Source organism: Kitasatospora sp. NPDC022856, from assembly GCF_055561235.1.
Genome location: NZ_JBVHHE010000052.1, coordinates 1 through 15,956, shown reverse-complemented (window position 1 = coordinate 15,956; position 15,956 = coordinate 1). Strand labels below are relative to the sequence as shown.

16 protein-coding genes and 1 pseudogene are annotated in these 15,956 nt (G+C 72.5%); 4 read left to right on the top strand and 13 right to left on the bottom strand.

Annotation, left to right across the window (positions count from 1 at the left end; all coding sequences use genetic code 11):
* The first annotated feature begins 218 nt into the window (after positions 1-218).
* Positions 219-914, top strand: coding sequence for a hypothetical protein (locus ACZ34W_RS34390; RefSeq protein WP_465609798.1), 696 nt, complete (start codon positions 219-221; stop codon positions 912-914).
* Between the two features lie 388 nt (positions 915-1,302).
* On the opposite strand, the gene ACZ34W_RS34385 is transcribed toward ACZ34W_RS34390, so the two are convergent.
* The 9 genes and pseudogenes from ACZ34W_RS34385 to ACZ34W_RS34345 all read right to left on the bottom strand — a co-directional run bounded on the left by ACZ34W_RS34385 (position 1,303) and on the right by ACZ34W_RS34345 (position 11,936).
* On the bottom strand, positions 1,303-2,406 hold the full coding sequence (locus ACZ34W_RS34385) for a hypothetical protein (protein WP_465609796.1): 1,104 nt from the start codon (positions 2,404-2,406) through the stop codon (positions 1,303-1,305).
* 97 nt (positions 2,407-2,503) lie between these two features.
* Positions 2,504-4,592: pseudogene (gene fxlM / locus ACZ34W_RS34380) on the bottom strand (methyltransferase, FxLD system).
* Positions 4,593-4,621: 29 nt separating this feature from the next.
* Entirely contained in the window at positions 4,622-5,881 is a 1,260-nt protein-coding gene (locus tag ACZ34W_RS34375) for a lanthionine synthetase C family protein (RefSeq protein WP_465609794.1), read from the bottom strand.
* Positions 5,878-8,976 carry a lantibiotic dehydratase gene (locus tag ACZ34W_RS34370; protein ID WP_465609792.1) on the bottom strand — a complete coding sequence of 1,033 codons (3,099 nt, stop codon included), beginning with the start codon at positions 8,974-8,976 and terminating at the stop codon, positions 5,878-5,880. The genes ACZ34W_RS34375 and ACZ34W_RS34370 overlap by 4 nt, the downstream gene beginning before the upstream one ends.
* Positions 8,977-9,058: 82 nt before the next feature.
* The gene (locus ACZ34W_RS34365; RefSeq protein ID WP_465609790.1) at positions 9,059-9,241 is read right to left on the bottom strand and encodes an FxLD family lanthipeptide; all 183 of its coding nucleotides are present in this window, start codon (positions 9,239-9,241) and stop codon (positions 9,059-9,061) included.
* 749 nt (positions 9,242-9,990) lie between these two features.
* Complete coding sequence (locus ACZ34W_RS34360) at positions 9,991-10,323, bottom strand: hypothetical protein (protein WP_465609788.1); 333 nt, start codon at positions 10,321-10,323, stop codon at positions 9,991-9,993.
* A 264-nt stretch (positions 10,324-10,587) separates the two neighbouring features.
* The gene (locus ACZ34W_RS34355) at positions 10,588-11,118 is read right to left on the bottom strand and encodes a hypothetical protein (protein ID WP_465609786.1); all 531 of its coding nucleotides are present in this window, start codon (positions 11,116-11,118) and stop codon (positions 10,588-10,590) included.
* Between the two features lie 180 nt (positions 11,119-11,298).
* On the bottom strand, positions 11,299-11,502 hold the full coding sequence (locus ACZ34W_RS34350; protein WP_465609784.1) for a hypothetical protein: 204 nt from the start codon (positions 11,500-11,502) through the stop codon (positions 11,299-11,301).
* On the bottom strand, positions 11,499-11,936 hold the full coding sequence (locus ACZ34W_RS34345) for a hypothetical protein (RefSeq protein ID WP_465609782.1): 438 nt from the start codon (positions 11,934-11,936) through the stop codon (positions 11,499-11,501). The genes ACZ34W_RS34350 and ACZ34W_RS34345 overlap by 4 nt, the downstream gene beginning before the upstream one ends.
* Positions 11,937-12,134: 198 nt before the next feature.
* Here ACZ34W_RS34345 and ACZ34W_RS34340 point away from each other — a divergent pair, with 198 nt between their 5' ends.
* The 3 genes from ACZ34W_RS34340 (at position 12,135) to ACZ34W_RS34330 (ending at position 14,431) form a co-directional block, all read left to right on the top strand.
* Entirely contained in the window at positions 12,135-13,481 is a 1,347-nt protein-coding gene (locus ACZ34W_RS34340; RefSeq protein ID WP_465609845.1) for a hypothetical protein, read from the top strand.
* Between the two features lie 213 nt (positions 13,482-13,694).
* Complete coding sequence (locus ACZ34W_RS34335) at positions 13,695-14,132, top strand: hypothetical protein (protein WP_465609780.1); 438 nt, start codon at positions 13,695-13,697, stop codon at positions 14,130-14,132.
* Positions 14,129-14,431, top strand: a complete 303-nt coding sequence (locus ACZ34W_RS34330) for a hypothetical protein (RefSeq protein WP_465609779.1) — start codon at positions 14,129-14,131, stop codon at positions 14,429-14,431. The genes ACZ34W_RS34335 and ACZ34W_RS34330 overlap by 4 nt, the downstream gene beginning before the upstream one ends.
* A 27-nt stretch (positions 14,432-14,458) precedes the next feature.
* On the opposite strand, the gene ACZ34W_RS34325 is transcribed toward ACZ34W_RS34330, so the two are convergent.
* From ACZ34W_RS34325 to ACZ34W_RS34310, 4 genes are all read right to left on the bottom strand, one after another.
* On the bottom strand, positions 14,459-14,695 hold the full coding sequence (locus tag ACZ34W_RS34325; RefSeq protein WP_465609777.1) for a hypothetical protein: 237 nt from the start codon (positions 14,693-14,695) through the stop codon (positions 14,459-14,461).
* Positions 14,692-15,171, bottom strand: coding sequence for a hypothetical protein (locus ACZ34W_RS34320; protein WP_465609775.1), 480 nt, complete (start codon positions 15,169-15,171; stop codon positions 14,692-14,694). Before ACZ34W_RS34320 ends, ACZ34W_RS34325 begins: the two co-directional genes overlap by 4 nt.
* Entirely contained in the window at positions 15,165-15,479 is a 315-nt protein-coding gene (locus ACZ34W_RS34315; protein WP_465609773.1) for a hypothetical protein, read from the bottom strand. Before ACZ34W_RS34315 ends, ACZ34W_RS34320 begins: the two co-directional genes overlap by 7 nt.
* Positions 15,480-15,680: 201 nt before the next feature.
* The coding region (locus ACZ34W_RS34310) for a hypothetical protein (protein ID WP_465609771.1) at positions 15,681-15,956 on the bottom strand (276 nt) is incomplete at its 5' end.

Sequence of the window (15,956 nt, the reverse complement as noted above, 5' to 3'; positions counted from 1 at the left end):
AGACCGCCCGGCGGGAAGTGCGGCCCTCGAAGACCCGTACCCGGTGAACCCCGGTACCCGGACCATGTTCCTGGGAACGTCAGCGGGCTACCCCATAATGAGCCGGGCGCCAGCCGGGCGACGAACGACGGAGATCGACGATGAGCTTCCGATCCAACCGAGGTGACGCTGTCATCACGGACCCCGAGCTGCCGAGGCAGGTGCGGGATAGCGTGCGCATGCTCGCACGGCAGCACCCCCAGGTGCTCCGTGACCCGTCCGCCCCCCTGCCCCGGACCGCGGGCTTCGACTACAAGAAGCTGCGACTGGGTGCCCGCGGGGTGTTCATCACCGTGGTCCTGGCCGCCGCCACGGCCGCCGGGCTGACCTGGTGGATGCCCCGGATGATGTCGGCCATGCAGCCGGACGAGCCGGCCCCCTCCTACATCCAGCCTATGACCGTGCTGCTCGTCGTCCTGGCGGTGGTCGTCAACACCATGCTGGAACTGCTGCGCGGCCGGGGCGACGGGGGCCGCGCCGCAGTCGCCCGCGACCTGGCCAAGGCGCGGGGCCACTACCTGCTGCCCGGCCCGGATCTCGACCGCGATGCCTGGGCGTCGGCGGCGCGGGAACGGGAGGCCCTGGCCATGATGGCGGCCAGCACCTTCCTCCTGACCTCCGTCGACGGGCCTGACCACAAGGCGCTGGCGAAGAGCTTCTGGACGCTGGCGCTGGACATGGCCAGGAGCCGCAGCAGCGCGGCCATGGACTCGTTCGCGGCGGCCGTCGAGGTCTACCGCGCGGACATTGAGGCGGCCGGCGCGATCAGCTTGACGCTCACCCGCTCCGGCCCGGACAGGGAGCGGTACGAGCAAGCGATCGAGCGGGCCAACGCGGCCGGCCGCCACGCCATCGCCATGGCCACGGCCGTCTGACCCGCGCCCACATTCCACCAAGGCCCCGCCGCCGGGGCGGGGCCTTCGTCGTATCTCACCGACGCTGCCGGGGCCCCGCACGGGCCCACTCCGGCCCGCTGCCGGCTCGTCCATGGGTCCAGGCTGGTCCTATGAGGCCCCTCCTCACCACCAGCTTTCGCGCGGGCACTGGCTGAGCGCGGGGCGACTGCTCGCACTTTTCCGCACGCCGACGCACCCTGGAGGCAGGACGGTGAGGACCATGACCGAGCTGCCGCACACCCGTGATGGTGCGCGCGAACTGCGGCAGGCAATGCGCCTGGAACCCGTTCCAGGCCCCGCGGCGCGCGCCGCGGGGCAGGCCTGGGTTCAGGTGCTGGGCGTAGGAGGTCGTGGCCGGGCGAGATGCTCACCGATCGGCAGGTGCGCTCAGCGTCCGGGTGATGACGGCTTCGCTGGTGAGCAAGGCGGAAGACAGCTGCCTGCGCAGGCTGAGGGGGATCATGTGGTGCCTGAGGGCGCACAGGTCCACCGTGTCCCCAAGCAGCCGGGTCTGCCGGTCGGTTAGGAGGGCGGCGCAGCCGTGATGGGCGAGGATTTCGCGGGCCGCGTACCCGTCGCGGGTGTCCGCGATGCGGTCTGCCAGGGCTGACACCTCGGTCGGGACGCCGGAGTGGCCTCCGTGGTCCGCGTCGACGGCCGAGAGCAGAAGGCGGGTGTGGAAGACCGCTAGGTCGGCCCGGTAGTCGAGTTGGGAGAGGTGGTCGAGCAAGGTGGTCATGTCGCTGGTATGTCGGTGGCCGGCCGGGCGACAGAGGGCGGTGAGGCAGGCGGTGACAGCGTTCTCCCAGGGTTCGCCGGGCGCGGTGTCCGCGAGGAGTTGCTGCGCACCGTGGTGGTCGCCGGTGGTGGCACGGGCGATGACGGCGACCTGGCGGCCGTCGAGCATGTGGGTGCCGACGCCGCGGTGCTCCTCAAGGTGTGCAAGGGCGTGCGGCCAGCGACCGGCGGTGGTGAGGGCGCGGGTGCCGTCGGCGATGACGACCCGCCAGAGCCACTGGCGTACCTCATCGCGGTCGGCGTCGGTGGCGGTGAGGTCGGCCGGTACGTGGATGCCGTCGAAGGTGGCGGCGGTGGCGGCGGTGACCGTGCGGTAGAGGGTGAGCAGAAGTTGGTGGCCCTGATCGGTGCGGCCGGCCCGTATGTGGAGCCGCGAGAGGTTGACGATCGGCTCCAGGGCGCGGATGGCGTCCATGCCGACGAGCGGGGTGTGCTGCAGGTAGGCGTTGGCGTGCCGGTGGCACCACCGCTGGGCAAGGTCGGGCAGATCCAGGTCGGAGGCCAGGAGGGCGGCCTGGTTGAAGACGCTCGAGGCCAGGCCCTGGTAGGCATCGGTGCGTCCCGCGTCGGCGAGTTCGGTGAGCTTGTCGACGCGGGTGTGGAGGGGCAGGCAGGGCGGGCGTACCCGGGCGACGAGGGGGAAGCGGAGGGCTGTCGCTCCGTGCGGGTCCATGCGTCCTCCCGGACGGCGGTGGCGGACTGGGACGCGGGGTTCTGCCGCTCGCCGACCGGCGAGCGGCAGAACCCGGTACTGGGCGGACGGGCGTCGGTCAGTGCCAGTCGACGACGATCCGGTTCAACGGGGTGTCGAAGATGAAGCGGCCCGGGGCCGGGAGGACGGGCGCGCCGTCGAGCGGGTGGAGCTCGAACTGGGCCTCGCGGTTGCGGTACTCGCGGTCCCAGGTCTGCATGGCTTCGGCGACGCGAGTGGCCAGGTCGTCGCTGCCGGGCCCATGGCCGACGACCCCGAACTCCCAGAGCTTGCCGCCCTCGGGGGTGCGCTGGTCGGACAGGCGCCGGGCAAGGTAAGTGAGGGCACCGCCGTCGAACACCGCGGTGGAGCTCGGGTACGGGTCATCGGTGAGGGGGCCGCCGCGGGCCTCGCGCGTGAACGGTATCTGGTTCAGGCCGCTCGGCAGCGAGCAGGACAGGAACAACTCCATCCACTCCGGCGACTCCATCGCCCGGTAGAGGACGCCGGACCACACCTCGATGCGGGGCTGGTCCAGGACGTCGGCCAGGGCCTTGGTATCGACCGGCTGCTCGCTGTTGGTCTGCAGGCGCACCATGCCGCTGGAGGTGACGGGGATGATGCGGCGCTCGTCGTCGGCGATGCCCCGGCGCAGCGGCATGAAGGTGTTCATCTCGCTGCTGATGGAGGCCCACACGCCGTCGGGGCGTTGCTTGTAGGCGATGGAGCGGGAGACGCTGCCGCGCAGTCGTTGGGGGACAAGGAGCAGGCCACCGGGGGCGAGTTGGTTGAGCCAGGCGTGCGGAATGCCGTGAGCGCCGACGGTGGCGATGATGCGGTCGTAGGGGGCGCCGTCCGGGTGGCCGAGTGCGCCGTCGCGCTGGAGGACGGTGACGTTGTCGAAGCCAGCGGCGACGAGGTGGGAGCGGGCGCCTTCCACGAGGTCGGTGTCGACGTCGATGGTGGTGACGTGGCCGTCGGGGCCGACGAGGTGGGCGAGGAGGGCGGCGTTGTAGCCGGTGCCGGCGCCGAGTTCGAGGATCTTGTCACCGGGCTGGGGCTGCAGCTGCTCCAGCATGAGGCCGACGATGCCCGGCTGGGAGGCGCAGCTGATGGAGGTGCCGTCGTCGTTCTGCTTGATGTCGACGGTCCAGTTGGCGTAGGCCTGTTCGAGGGGCGCCTTGGGGACGAAGAGGTGGCGGGGGACGGTACGCATCGTCTCCTCGATGCGGGGGGGTGCGAACGCGTCCCTCCTTGATGATCAGGTCAACCAGGGTGTTGCGGAGGTCTTCGGCGGTGGCGGCGGTGTCGATCGTGTCGCTGTTCACGTCGCCGAGGCTAGTGCTGTCGGGGTTGGCCCCGGGCTGCGACGCGGTGGTGTTGCTGGTTCCCATGACTGCTGCTTTCGCTAGTGCTGACATGGCGCTCTGATCCTCCAGGGAGAGGCCGGCGCGGTTGGCGTGGAAGATGACGTGGTGTGCCAGGACGGCGCGCAGGCCTCGGGTGAGGCAGCCGCGTCTGGCGAGGTAGGCGAGCGTCAGACCGGCCTGCTCGAAGGCGAAGACCCACTCGGTGTGCTCCGCGAGCGGGCCGCCCGGGGTACACAGCAGGCGGGCGTCGGCGCTCATGAGGTGGCGCATCGCCGATGCCGTCTGGGCGGCCCGGTCGGGCGGGAGCGGCGCCGGGTCGGGGCGCAGGTCGGCAACCTTGGCCCAGACGTCGCCCTGTTCGTACCAGTCAAGGCCGGCGGCGCGCATCATGGCGCCGGCCAGCAGGATTGCGCTCTCGCGGCGGCCCAGGTGCCGGTCGGCAGACGCAGGGGCGTAGGTGAGCAGGTGGCGGCTGTCGTGGTGGAAGAGGGTGTGGGCGGCGTCCATGGCCTCGGGACCGCCGAAGGCTAGGGTCTCGGGCTCGTAGATGCCGTGGTTCCAGGAGACGATCTGGCCGGTAACGGTGAGGTGGTCGAGCAGGTCGGTGATGGCCGCAGGGGCGATATCGGCGTGGTAGCGCAGCGGCCATGGCTGTTTGTTCATGTACCACCACCGGTGGAGGAGTCCTTGGGCTTCGGCTGCGTCCAGGGCCGGGCGGAGGGTGTTGGTGATGACCTGCTGGGCGCTCTGGCGGTCGGGGAACTCGATGGTGTGTTGGTGCCAGGGGGCGGGGTGCATCCGGGGGTCCTCGCGGGGGTGGCGGGCGGTCAGGAGATGAGCAGGCAGGTGTCCCAGGCGGAGCTGGGTGGATCGGTGCTGCCGGCTGCGAGGGTGGCCAGGGCGACGCCGGCACCGCCATCGAGAAGACCCGGGCCGGCGTCCGGCATCTCCACCAGGGCGACAGCGGCCGCCGGCTGGACTTCGGTGAGCAGTGCAGGGAGGCGGGCGCGCAGGCGGTGGGCGGTCTCGGGGAGGGCGTCGTGGGCGGCGCGGGCGGCGATGTGGGCGAGACCGGCGAAGCCGTGGCACAGGGAGATGTCGGTGGTCGCGGCGAGCTGGGCGGGGTCGGTAAGAGCGTCGGCGAGGGCATTCTCCGCCGCGTGTTGGTGAGTGCGGTCGCCGAGGGCGATGGCGGCCAGTTGCTGGGCACGGCCCACACCAGCGGTGCCGTAGCACCAGGAGGGGCGCAGCGGTGCGTTCGGGCCAGCACGGTTGGTGCGCAGTTCGTCGGGGGTGATCCAGTAGGGCCAGGTCGGTCCGCGGTCGGTGTCCTGGCGCCAGCGGTCCAGCCAGGCGCAGATCGTGCGGATGGCCTCGAGCTGTCCGGGGACGGTGGTTGTGCGTCGGGCGGCGAGGGAAAGCAGCATCAGCGGGCCGGCGATGCCGTGGGCTGCGCCGGTGTTGGCGTGACCGCCGGGGAAGCGGGCGTCGGGCCGCCCGGACGGTCCGGAGGTGGTCCACCAGCCGGGCAGGTCCTGCCCGTCGGTGGTGAGCGGTTCGGTGAGGCGCACCAGGTACTCCAGGACGGCCCGGCCGGCGTCGCTGTCGGGGTCGCGGTGCAGTAGGCGGGCACCGTAGCCGGTGAGGCCGTGGATCGCGTCGAACTCGGCGAGGGTGGGCGGGTGCCCGGCGTCGATGCGGCGGTGCGCGGCGGCGAGCCTGCGGTAGGTGTCTGCGGCAAGCTGCTGGTCGAGGGCGTGCAGGGAGCGCTGGTAGGAGCTGGGGAGGTGGTCGGCGGCGCAGGCCAGGGCGTGCGCGAGGGCCGGCGCCCCGTGAAAGGGGTGGCTGTCGGGGCCGCTGGTGACGGGAGCCCGGGCGGTGGCGGCGAGCCAGTCGTGGGCGCGCTGCCAGGGCCGCAGGCCGGCCGCGGCGAGCTCGATGTGGAGCAGCGCGATGCCGGGCATGCCGTGGGCGAGGGACTGGCGCCACCAATCCTTGGCCCGGTAGGCGGCCGGAGCAGCGTCGGGGTGGGCGAGGCGGTCGGCGACGTGGGTGGCAAGGCCCTGTATGGGGTGGTGGGTGGTCATGCGCTCCCCCTGACGGTGCGGGCCTTCCAGGCGAGGGCGGCGGCCCGCGCCAGGTACAGGCAGGCGGCTTCCTCGGGGAAGTCGACGGCGACGGCGCGCACGAAGTGGACGTGGAGCAGTGAGCCGAGCACATCGTCGACGGCGATCCCGTGAGTGTCGGGGCCGGGCAGGTGCGCGCGGTAGGCAGCCAGGGCCGCGTCGCGCTCGGCCCAGGCCTGCACGATGGTGCCGCCGCCCGGGACGGAGCGCAGGGCTGCCCAGTCGCCGCGCGGCTCGGCGAGCAGTACCGCTTCGGCGAACTGGGCGCGGGGTATCTGGGTCGGGGCCGCCGACGGGACGTGGTCGATGATCCAGTCGGCGCCGGCGGCGGTACTGCCCAGGAACGCCGCGGCAATGGCGATGCTGTGCGCGGCGACCATGGCCCGGCGGTTCGGGCGCGCGGGCTGGCGTAGCTGGGCGAGCAGGGCACGCGAGTCCGCTCGGAAGACGTTCTCGGCGGCGCTCCAGGCCGCGCCGGCGCCCCAGCGGCCCCACTCCGGGTAGGAGACGGGGTAGCGGACCTCGCGCAGCAACCCGACGTGGTGCAGTTCGTCGGCCCAGGCGCTGACCGTGGCGGCCACCGGGGCGAAGTCGGCGGGGTCGGGCAGGGCGGTGCGCAGCCGCAGGTGCTGGTCGGGGTCGCGGAAGCGCACGAACCACCACGGTGGCTGGCCGAGCCGGTCGAGGAGGGCCGGGAGGTGTTCGGCCAGGATGGTGTCCTGGCGTCGGATGTCGCCGTAGAGGCTGGCGAGCAGGACGGTTGAGGTGGCGGGCGTCTGCCCGTGGTCGCGACTGATGGCCCGCTGGTGTGTGGGGGCGGGCAGGGTCGGCCACTGAGGCGGCCGGACGGCCTTGAGCGGCACGACGACTTCGTGGGCCCGGTCCTCGCACCAGCGGGCATCTCGAGCAGCCTCGGTGAGCACCGCCTCCGTGCTGGCGTCGAGGTGGGCGCGCAGCAGCGCCCGGTGGCCAGCCTCGTCCAGGTCCAGGGGAAGCAGCCGGTCCCCTTCGGTCAGCGCGACCTGCTGCGGCACGCGGCGCCCGGAGCGCCAGGCGGCGAACGCTGCGTCCCACTCGGCCCACGGGCGGGCGCGGGCCGGCAGGTCGGCACTGTCCAGGCGCCAGCGTGCCGGGGACAGGACGGTGCGGCCGTAGCGCAGACGCGGAAGGAACGGCATGGTCCGCGCTGCCCCCCAGTCGAAGAGGGTCACCGCGGCGCACTGGGCGCGGCTGAGTTCGGTCAGGAAGCGGGCGAGCGGCGGGGTGTGGGTGTGGGGGTTCAGCGCGTGCATTGCCACCGCCTCTACGCGGTGCCCGAGCGCCGGCGCGGCCAGGTACATCCGCCGGCCGTCGCAGCCCACGGCCAAATCCCGCAGGGTCAGGACGCCGTTGCCGGGCGGCCGGTGCTCCTCCAGGGTGATCACGGTCGGCAGGATCTGCGGGGCCCGGGTGACGTGCGCGGTGTCCGGCCGCAGCGGCGGGAAGGACAGTTGGGCGGCCTCGGTGGTGTCGTCGGCGCTCGGCAGGTCCGCCAGCTCTGCGGCGAAGGCGGCGCCGTGGGCCGGATCCAGTACGTGCAGGAACCGGCCGATTCCAACGCCGGCACCCCGGGAGACGCTCACGACCTCCAGCTTGAACCTCCCCCGCTCCAGGTCTGCCGTGCTGGCGGCGTGCACGCGCACCCCCACCTCCAGATGGGGCGGGAGCCGTACCCGCTCCGGCCCGAGGGAGAGGGAGGCCATCATGGCTTCGTCCAAGACCACTTCGTCGCGGCCGTCCAGTGCCGCGCCTTGGGCGAGGCGCACCAGGGCCTCGTCGCGGCTGGTGAGTGTTGGGCGGCGCTCGCCTGCCGGCGAGCCGGGGTAGCCGTCGGGGAAGCCGATCCCGCTGTCGGCGACGACGTCCGTTACCGGCACCATCGAGCCGATCCCGAACCGCTCGTAGAACCGCTGGTGGTACGCCTTCCAGGCGGTGGTGCCGTAGGGGGCGGCGCTGACCTTGGCCAGGACCAGGGCGGCGCGCTCCACCTCGCGGGCAACCCTTTCGGAAAGCGTGATGGCGGCGTCCAGTCGCAGGTCCACCGCCAGCGGGTGCCGCTCGGTGGGAAACAGATCGCTCATCCGCGTGACTACGGCCTGACGGGCCGGACGGGCCTGCGCGGCCGGCTGCGCACTGCTGCCCTGAAGGGTCTCGTGGAGGTCGCGCAGCTGGGCAGTGAGGTCGGCGACCGGAGCGATGGAGGCGGCGCCGGCGGCCTCCAACTGAGACACGAGGTGTCCCAGGGCGTCGGTCGTCGTGGCCGGCGCGTGCAGTGCGGTGATCAGCACGCGTCGGGCGATCAGTTCGTCGAGGAGAGCGATCACCCGCTGGCGGCCGGCGGCCGGGAAGCCCGCGAGGAGCTTGGCGGTCAGGTCGTCCAGAAGTACCGGAGTGCGGGTCATCGCCAGGGCGGCGCGAACCGGTTCGGTATGGCGCAGGGACACCTCGATCGCTGAGGCTCGCGGACCGTCCGGATTCGACTGGTACGGCACGATCAGCCGGTCCCCGCGGACCTGCAGTGCGCTGTTGACGAGAGCCGGGAGCCGGCCTCGCAGCTCCGGGCAGGCTTCAAGGCGGGCGATCATGCCCGCCAGCCAGTGCGCGGATGCGGCTGCGGCTGCCTGGTGGTCCTCCCCCCAGCGGACCGAGGCGTCCGCGCTGAAGTGGGCGGTCGTCACGCCGGCGAACAGTCCGAAGGGCGTGGCGCGGCTCGTCGCTCGAAGCAGGTAGCGGGCGAGGGCCAGGGCCGCGCGGCGGACATCACGGGCCGGCGGGGCGGCGACAGTGACCAGGGTGCGTACCTGCGCGGCGAGTACGGGGCTGGCCAGGTGCAGCCCCTCGGTGAGGTCCTCCAGCTGCCACACCGCGCGCAGCCACTCGACCTGTGCCGCTGTGGTCGTCGCGTCCGGGGCGGGGTCGGTCAGGTCGGGCCACGGCGGCAGGTCCCGGGCGGGGTGGGCGACAGCGCGTACCAGCGCCATGCTGCCGGATCGGAACGCCTGGGTCTGAGCAGCCACGGGGACCTCCGTACGGTCGCGGTGAGGGAGGGGACGGTCGGTGCCGCCACGGCGGCACCGACCGGTGGTGCTGGGGTGCCGGTCAGGCGACGCCGGTGGTGCAGGCGCCGCAGGTGGAGCCGCAGTTGTCGCCGGTGATGTTGACTAGGCGGGCCGCGTCGGCGACCTCCACGAGGGTGACGTCCAGGTCGAAGCCGTCCGACGTGGCGCCCTGCGGGTCCTGCGGGTTCACCTGGGTGGTACCGTGCGTGATGCTGTGGCTCATACCAACTCCTGTCCGAGAAAAGGCTGTTGTCGCTCTGGATCAAGCGCCTATGTTCGGAGCGTAGTCATCCGACCACGCTCGCGGGCGGCTTTTGGCCACCCCCGTGAGGCACACTGCCTGGTGGTCCTACATCGCGAACCTCCTGCCGGTGGTTGGGCGGGAGCCGGCCCCAGCACGAACCGGCCCCCGAACGCTGCTCCTGACCCCTGATTCCGCGGGATCGCACTGTCGTGTCACGCGTCGCGAGCCAGAAGTGATCGGGCTGCGCGCACCGGCCGAAGCCGGTTTGCCGGGGGACACCGAGGGGTGGTGCCGTGCCGGCTCCGCCGCCCGAGGCGCCCGATCGGGCCTCGGAGGCGGAAGCAGAGAAGAGCCGTGCTGGCCGGAAGGTCAGGGGCGGATCTCGCCGGGGTGGGGAGCCGCGTTCCGGCGCCAGGGGCGTTCGCTGTCGGGAAGCGGCGCTCTGACGGCGGCGGCCACCGGGACGGAGAACAGGCTGGGCCAGGTCGACGTGGCCGGACGGGCCTGCGGCGCCGGCGCCAGGAACGGAGAGGGCCACGGGGCGACGGCCGGGCGCATCCCCTGTCCCGGGCCGGCGGCCCGGGACAGGGCACGATCAGCACGCTCAGCACTCTCCCCAGAGCGCGTGCCGCTCGCCGCTCGTCGCACCCGCGGTGGCGCGGTGTGGTGCCACCACCGGTACGACCCGCCGGCCCGAGGATCGAAGCCCGGGCCGACGGAGTTCCTCGTCACCGCTGCGCCTCCAGCAGTGCCCTGCTCGCCCGCAGCGCCCCGCAGACACGGCGCAGCGCCTCCAGCGGCTCGTCGGGGTCGGCGCCGGCCAGTTCCTGGTCGGCGGCGGCGTCGAGCCGGTCCCTGCACTCGTGCAGGAAGGTCAGCGCGTCGCGGGCCAGTCCCAGGTGGACGCCGGCGCGCGCCAGGTCGGCGCAGGCCTGGGCCAGACGGTCGGTCGACGGGTCGAGGAGCGTCGGGGCGCCCCAGCGGCGCAGCTCCGCGGCGATACGGGCCCGTGCCTCGCCGGCGCTCAGCCGTAGCAGCTCGGCCACGGCGGCCGCCGGCACCAACCCGGCTCCACCTCCTGCGGGCACGACCGACCCGTTGTCCACTCCCACCCCACCCATGTCCTCTCGCTGGTCTTCCGGCTGCCCCCGATGGTGTGCCCGCGCGCCAGGCCCCGGCCGTCGTGGCCTGACGCCACGCCGCCGCGCATAGCCCGGAGCGGCGGACGCTCGCGGTGAACGTGGCGTGCCCACGGGGTGGGGCGCGCTGTTCTTCCGCGGCCCCCCGGTGACGGGCGGAAGCGCTGTCTTCGGGCCGGGGCCCGCTCACGCGGAAACGGCGGCTCTTCGGCCGGCGGTGATGAAGGCCGCCGCCGTGGTGGACGGGGCACGACCGACGGGGGCGGCGGCGTTGTCCTGCAGCGTCGCGAAGTGGGCGTACTCCGTGATCACCGCGTCGAGCACCACGCGGACGTCCATGAGCCGGCCGAGTCCATCCGGCTCGACCACCCAGCGCGGGGCCCGGCGCCGCTCCAAGGCTCGGCCCGGCGGCGGGCACGGCAGTGCCCCGCCGGTCAGCAGCCTCATACCGGGCCGGTCGACGGCCATCGTGGTCGGCGCGACGAGGAACTCCACCGTGCCGCGGTCGACGCTGTGCAGCACGGGCCCGATCGGCGCCAGGCGCTGCACCGCCCGTATCCCGAGGGTCGCGCTCACCTGTAAGGCCGCGAGGTGACGCAGCGGGATCTCGGCCTGGTCGCCGCGGTTCCAGGTGTCCAGGCAGGCGAGCGGGTCGGGGTGGAAGCCGGCGAGCCAGCGCAGCCCGGCGACGTTGGCGGGCGGGATGACGGCGTGCACGATGTGGTCCTCCGGTCGTTCGATGAGGTTCGGATCAGGCCGGGCTGCGGACGGGCCGCCGACGGGATAGGCGGAGGAGGCCCCAGCAGGCGAGCTGGTGAAGCACGCGCTCGCGCAGGCCGCGGGCGTGGGAGGCGTGGGCGACGACGAGGAGCTGCACCTGGAACACCGTGCCCGCCCCTACGGGCGGGCCGGGTCGGCGTGCTGCTCGATCCACGCGGACAGCTTGTCGAGCAGGGGTGCGGGCCCGTGTCCGAGGTCGACCAGGGGCACCTCGTCCGGTCCGGCCGGCCAGGCGGAGGCCGCCACGGTCGGCCAGGAACAGCCGGTCAGCGCGAGCGCCGCCCTGGACCGGGCGGCGGCCCGCTCTGCGTGGGCGCTCATGACGCCACCGCCGTGGTGGTCACCGGCCGGCGGCCGATCAGGTGGTCGCGGCCGTACTCGCCGCCGTCGATGAAGAGGACAAAGGTGCTGTGGTCGGCGGCCCAGTTGACCAGGGCGCGGTAGGCGTAGTTGTCCGGGGCGACGCTCAGCAGGTCGTGAACCACGATCCCGGTGAGGACCCCGCTCTCGGTCAGTCGCAGCGTGTGCGCCCATTGCTCGCCGAGATCCAGGCGCTCGAACCCGGCGGGACTCAGGTCCGTGTACTCCCGGACCACGACCCAGCCATGTTCCTCGGCAGCGGCCCGGCACCGGGCGAACTCCTGGGTGGGTCGGCCGGGACCCGATGAGACGACGAAGAGCGCCACCGACGCGCTCGCGGCACTCGGTGTGCCGACCGAACTGATCAGGCGCGCGGGCTTACTTACCGTAGACATGTCACACCTCGGATGTGCTGAGGACCAGGGCGCAGCATGGTTCCGTGGCGTCGTGCACGGGAAGAGGTGAGGAACCTGAAGGTTCGGGTCGGCGACCTCTGCTGCTGACACTCATTCAACTGGTCGACGTAGAGGGCGGGAACGGGTCATGCTGGGCGGCAGTGTGAACGCTGTGAAAGCTCGTAGACGGAGCAGATGATGGGTTCGAAGGCACCGAACAACGCACTGGCCGCGCTCCTCGCAGAGGCCCGATGGACGAGAACGCAGCTGGCCCAAGCGGTGAACCGCGCTGGCAGGGAGATCGGTCTCGACCTGCACTACGACCACTCCGCAGCTTCACACTGGGCACGAGGCACCGTTCCGGCCAGTCCAGTGCAACCGGTCATCTGCGCAGTGCTCACCCGCAAGCTCGGGCGGACTGTAACGTCGACTGAGGCGGGCTTCGCCCGACTCAACGATGATCTGCTGCAACCGACTTCGGGCGACGTCGTGGACAAACTCGTGAACCTCGGGAGGGCCGACATGGATTCATCGCGGCGCAGCGTGCTGACGGCCGGTCTCTACTCTGTGGCCCTTGGGGTCCCCGGATTCGCAGACCTGACCGAGCGCGTGGGCGCCACCTCGGCGCAGACCGGCCCGGCGGTCCGGGTCGGTGCGAGTGAGGTGGAGACCGTACGCAAGATGACCGCGCGCATCGCGGAGATCCTGGATGAACTCGGTGCCGGACACGCCCGACCGATGGCCGCCGCCTTCCTCACGAACACCGTGGGCACCTACCTGCGCGCCCAGGCCACCCCGGCCGTGAAGGCCGACATGCTCTCCGCGGCTTCCGATCTGACCTATCTGATCGGCTGGATGGCAATGTACGAGATCGAACATGGTCTCGGACAGAGCTACTACCACCGCGCGTTGGAGCTGGCCAGGGATGCCGAGGACCACGTCACATACTGCCGAACCCTGCGTGGAATGGCACTCCAGGCCGCGAACCTGAAGCACGGCCAGAAGGCGCTCAACTTGGCTGACGCGGCCGCCGAAGCCGCACCGAAGGCCGGGCCGCGACTGCGGGCTTTCCTGGCCGGCCAGCAGGCTCATGGCGCCGCTCTGGTCGGCGACAGCCGTACGGCCTTCGCCCGGCTGCGCGAGACCGAGCAGGCTCTGTCGCAAGCTGACGGCCGCAACGACCATGTTGGCGGCTACGACCTCTCGGCCTACCACTTCCACGTCTCCTCCGTCCTCTACGCCCTGGGAGACGTGGCGGGATCGATCACCGCGATGCAGCAGTCCCAACGGCTCCGGCCACCCACGGAGAAGCAGGGCCGGGCCCACGCCAACGGTGTCATGGCACAGCGACAGCTACAGGTCGGCCACGTCGAACGGGCGACCGCGACCTGGCACAACTTCCTCGACGACTACGAGACCCTCTCATCGGCCCGCGCAGACGACCACTTCCGTCAGATGCTCTCCGGGATCCGGCCCTACACCGGAAGCCCGAAGGTCCGCGACCTCAACGAACGGGCGCGGACCCTGGTGGCCACCAAGGCGTGACTTGGCAGCTAAGACGGCCGGGTCAGCAGCGTAGGTCCGAGCCCGAACCAGCGTGGCACCCGTGGGTTTCCCGCGAGGTCCTGTCGGCCGCTGTCCTGGACGGCGAGCTGGATTCCGGCGCAGCTTCGCCCGTTCGTTCTCGGGCGCCCGTACGCCAGCCGCGACGTCGGCCTGAATCGGGCGCAGCGGGTGGGCCTGGATGAGGACGTCTCCGTGCTCATGTTCCGTGAGGTGCCGGTTGGCGATGTGGAGGTTGTCGGCGCTGTCGAGTTCGGCGGTGAGCGCCGCCTGGTCGATGTGGTCGCCGAGTTCGCGGCCGCCGGCTGTCCACCGGAAGTGAACGTGGGATCCGCCGTCGGGTTGGCGGATCTGGATTCACAGGAACGTCTCGGGTTCGAGGTCGTCGGCCAGGCCGTCGGCGCCGGCGAGGTTGCGGAACCGGATGCCGCCGCGGGGGCCGAACTCCAGCATGCCGTACGGCGTCGGTTCGGGCCGGGGGTGGTGGCCGGGCTGGCCGGTGACGGCGTAGAGGTAGATCCGGGAGCGGTGGTCGCCGTAAAACTGGGCGTCGGGTGGAGCGGGACCTCGATGCGCTTGAGGGAGACTGGGATCTCACGTTCGCGCTGCGGGTGGCGGTGCCGGACGCGGTGATCACCACCGGGCGGGACGAGGACGGGGTGAACGCCTGGGTCCACGACGGAGCCGCCTCGTGGGCGGCGTTCGGCGCCGTGGGTGACGGCACGCCCGTGCTGCACCAGGGCGGCGAGCGGCGAATCGGTGACGAACTGATGGTCGCCTGGGCGCAGTGGGACAGTCTGGGCCGGCCGGAACCGTGCGACTACGGCACCACGGTCCGGCCGGACCGTCAGTTCGTGTGGCTGAACGACCCGGTGGACGGCCTGCAGTGGAGCGGCGGCGGGACCGCGGCGGCGGGCGGGCCCGGCCGGTGATCCGGACCTCCCGGCCCCGGCTGCTGTTCAGGCCGTGGCGGCGTTGAGCGGGCGGGTGGTCTTAAGGGGTTGTGCGCTGCCGTCGAGGCCGGGTAGGAGCAGGGTGGTGGTGCGGGTGCGGGTGCGGACGCCGGCGCGGCCGCGGCCGGTGCAGAACACGTCGACGGTCCGGGAGGTGATCTGTCCCCAGCCGTCGCCGAGGCCGGCGAAGCGGGGGTTGTCGCTGGTGAGGGTGAGGGCGGCTCCGGGCCAGGGCGTGGTCACGAGCAGGGTGGTGCCGGACTCGCCAGGCGGGCGGCGAGACGCTGGTGGTCGCGGGGCTGCACCGGGGTGGTGGGCTCCAACATGATCACGCCGAAAGCCCCTTCACGCGCCAAGGCGGCGACCACCTCTGCCCAGTGGGGGCCCGGGTCATCGGCGACCGCGAGGCGGGCGAACGGGATCCCGAGGTCGCGCATCGCGGCGAGCCCGAGGTCGGGCATCCCTACGACGGCCACGAAGACCTCCGGGCGCTGAGCTGCGCCGGCGGCCAACGCCCCGAGCAGGTAGCGGTCGCCCACGACCTCGACCACGACGCCGCGGGGCAGGCGACCGTCGGGCAGGACGGGGGCGAGGGCGTCCAGGGCGGGCCAGGTGGCGGCGTCGACGCGGGCCCGGCGGGCCTCGGGGCTGGTGTCCGCGAGGAGTTCCGCGAGTCGGTCGCTTCGGTCGCTGGTCGGCGTGGGGACGGAGGTCAGCACGGGGCGGCCTCCCGCGGGTCGGCCTGGACGGTGGCCGGCAGCAGGGTGTTCGGGGTGTAGATGACCCAGTCGGTGGCGGGCGGCGGTGGCCCCCACTGGACATGGGCGGCCCAGCGGCCGGCGGCGAGAGGGCGCCACGCGGTGATGAGGGCGGGGACCAGGGTGCCGCCAACCGCGAGCAGGGCGATCGTCCAGGCCGGACGCTCAAGGGCGGCCGCCTGCTCGACCTCGCCGCAGGGCGCGCTCCGGGGGTCGCACCAGGAGCCGGGGGCGCCAGCGGGCGGTCGTCGGGACGGGTAGGTCGGCACACTCCTTACGATCGAACATTAGTTCGAGCTGGTCAAACGTCAGGTACCACGCTGCGGAGCTGTCCGATCACCTGGGGCTTCAGAGCGCCTTCCCCTGCCGCGGAGCGGGCCGGCGGGCGGACCTTCAACCGGCCGTGGACGCGCAGCCGGTGCCGAGCGGCGGCGCGCCAGAGGGCGGCCGACAAGTGCCCAGCCGTGCGCTCAGCGCCGCCGCAATGGTTCGGTGGCCCCGTCCGCACTCCGGCCGATCCGGCGGGTCGCATCCTCGCAGCCGGCGAACGCCCACGCGCTCTCGACCGGCTCGACGTCCTCGCCCCGGTCGTCCAGGCGGCGCAGGAAGTAGGCCTCGGCGCCGACGGCCAGGACCCGCAGGTGTCGGCCGTGATGGCGCTGGTTGAATCTCCCCAGGTGGTACTGGGCGGTGGGCCAAACCTGCTGGGCTTGGTTCCCCACCTTTTGGGTGGTGTCGGTCGGCGT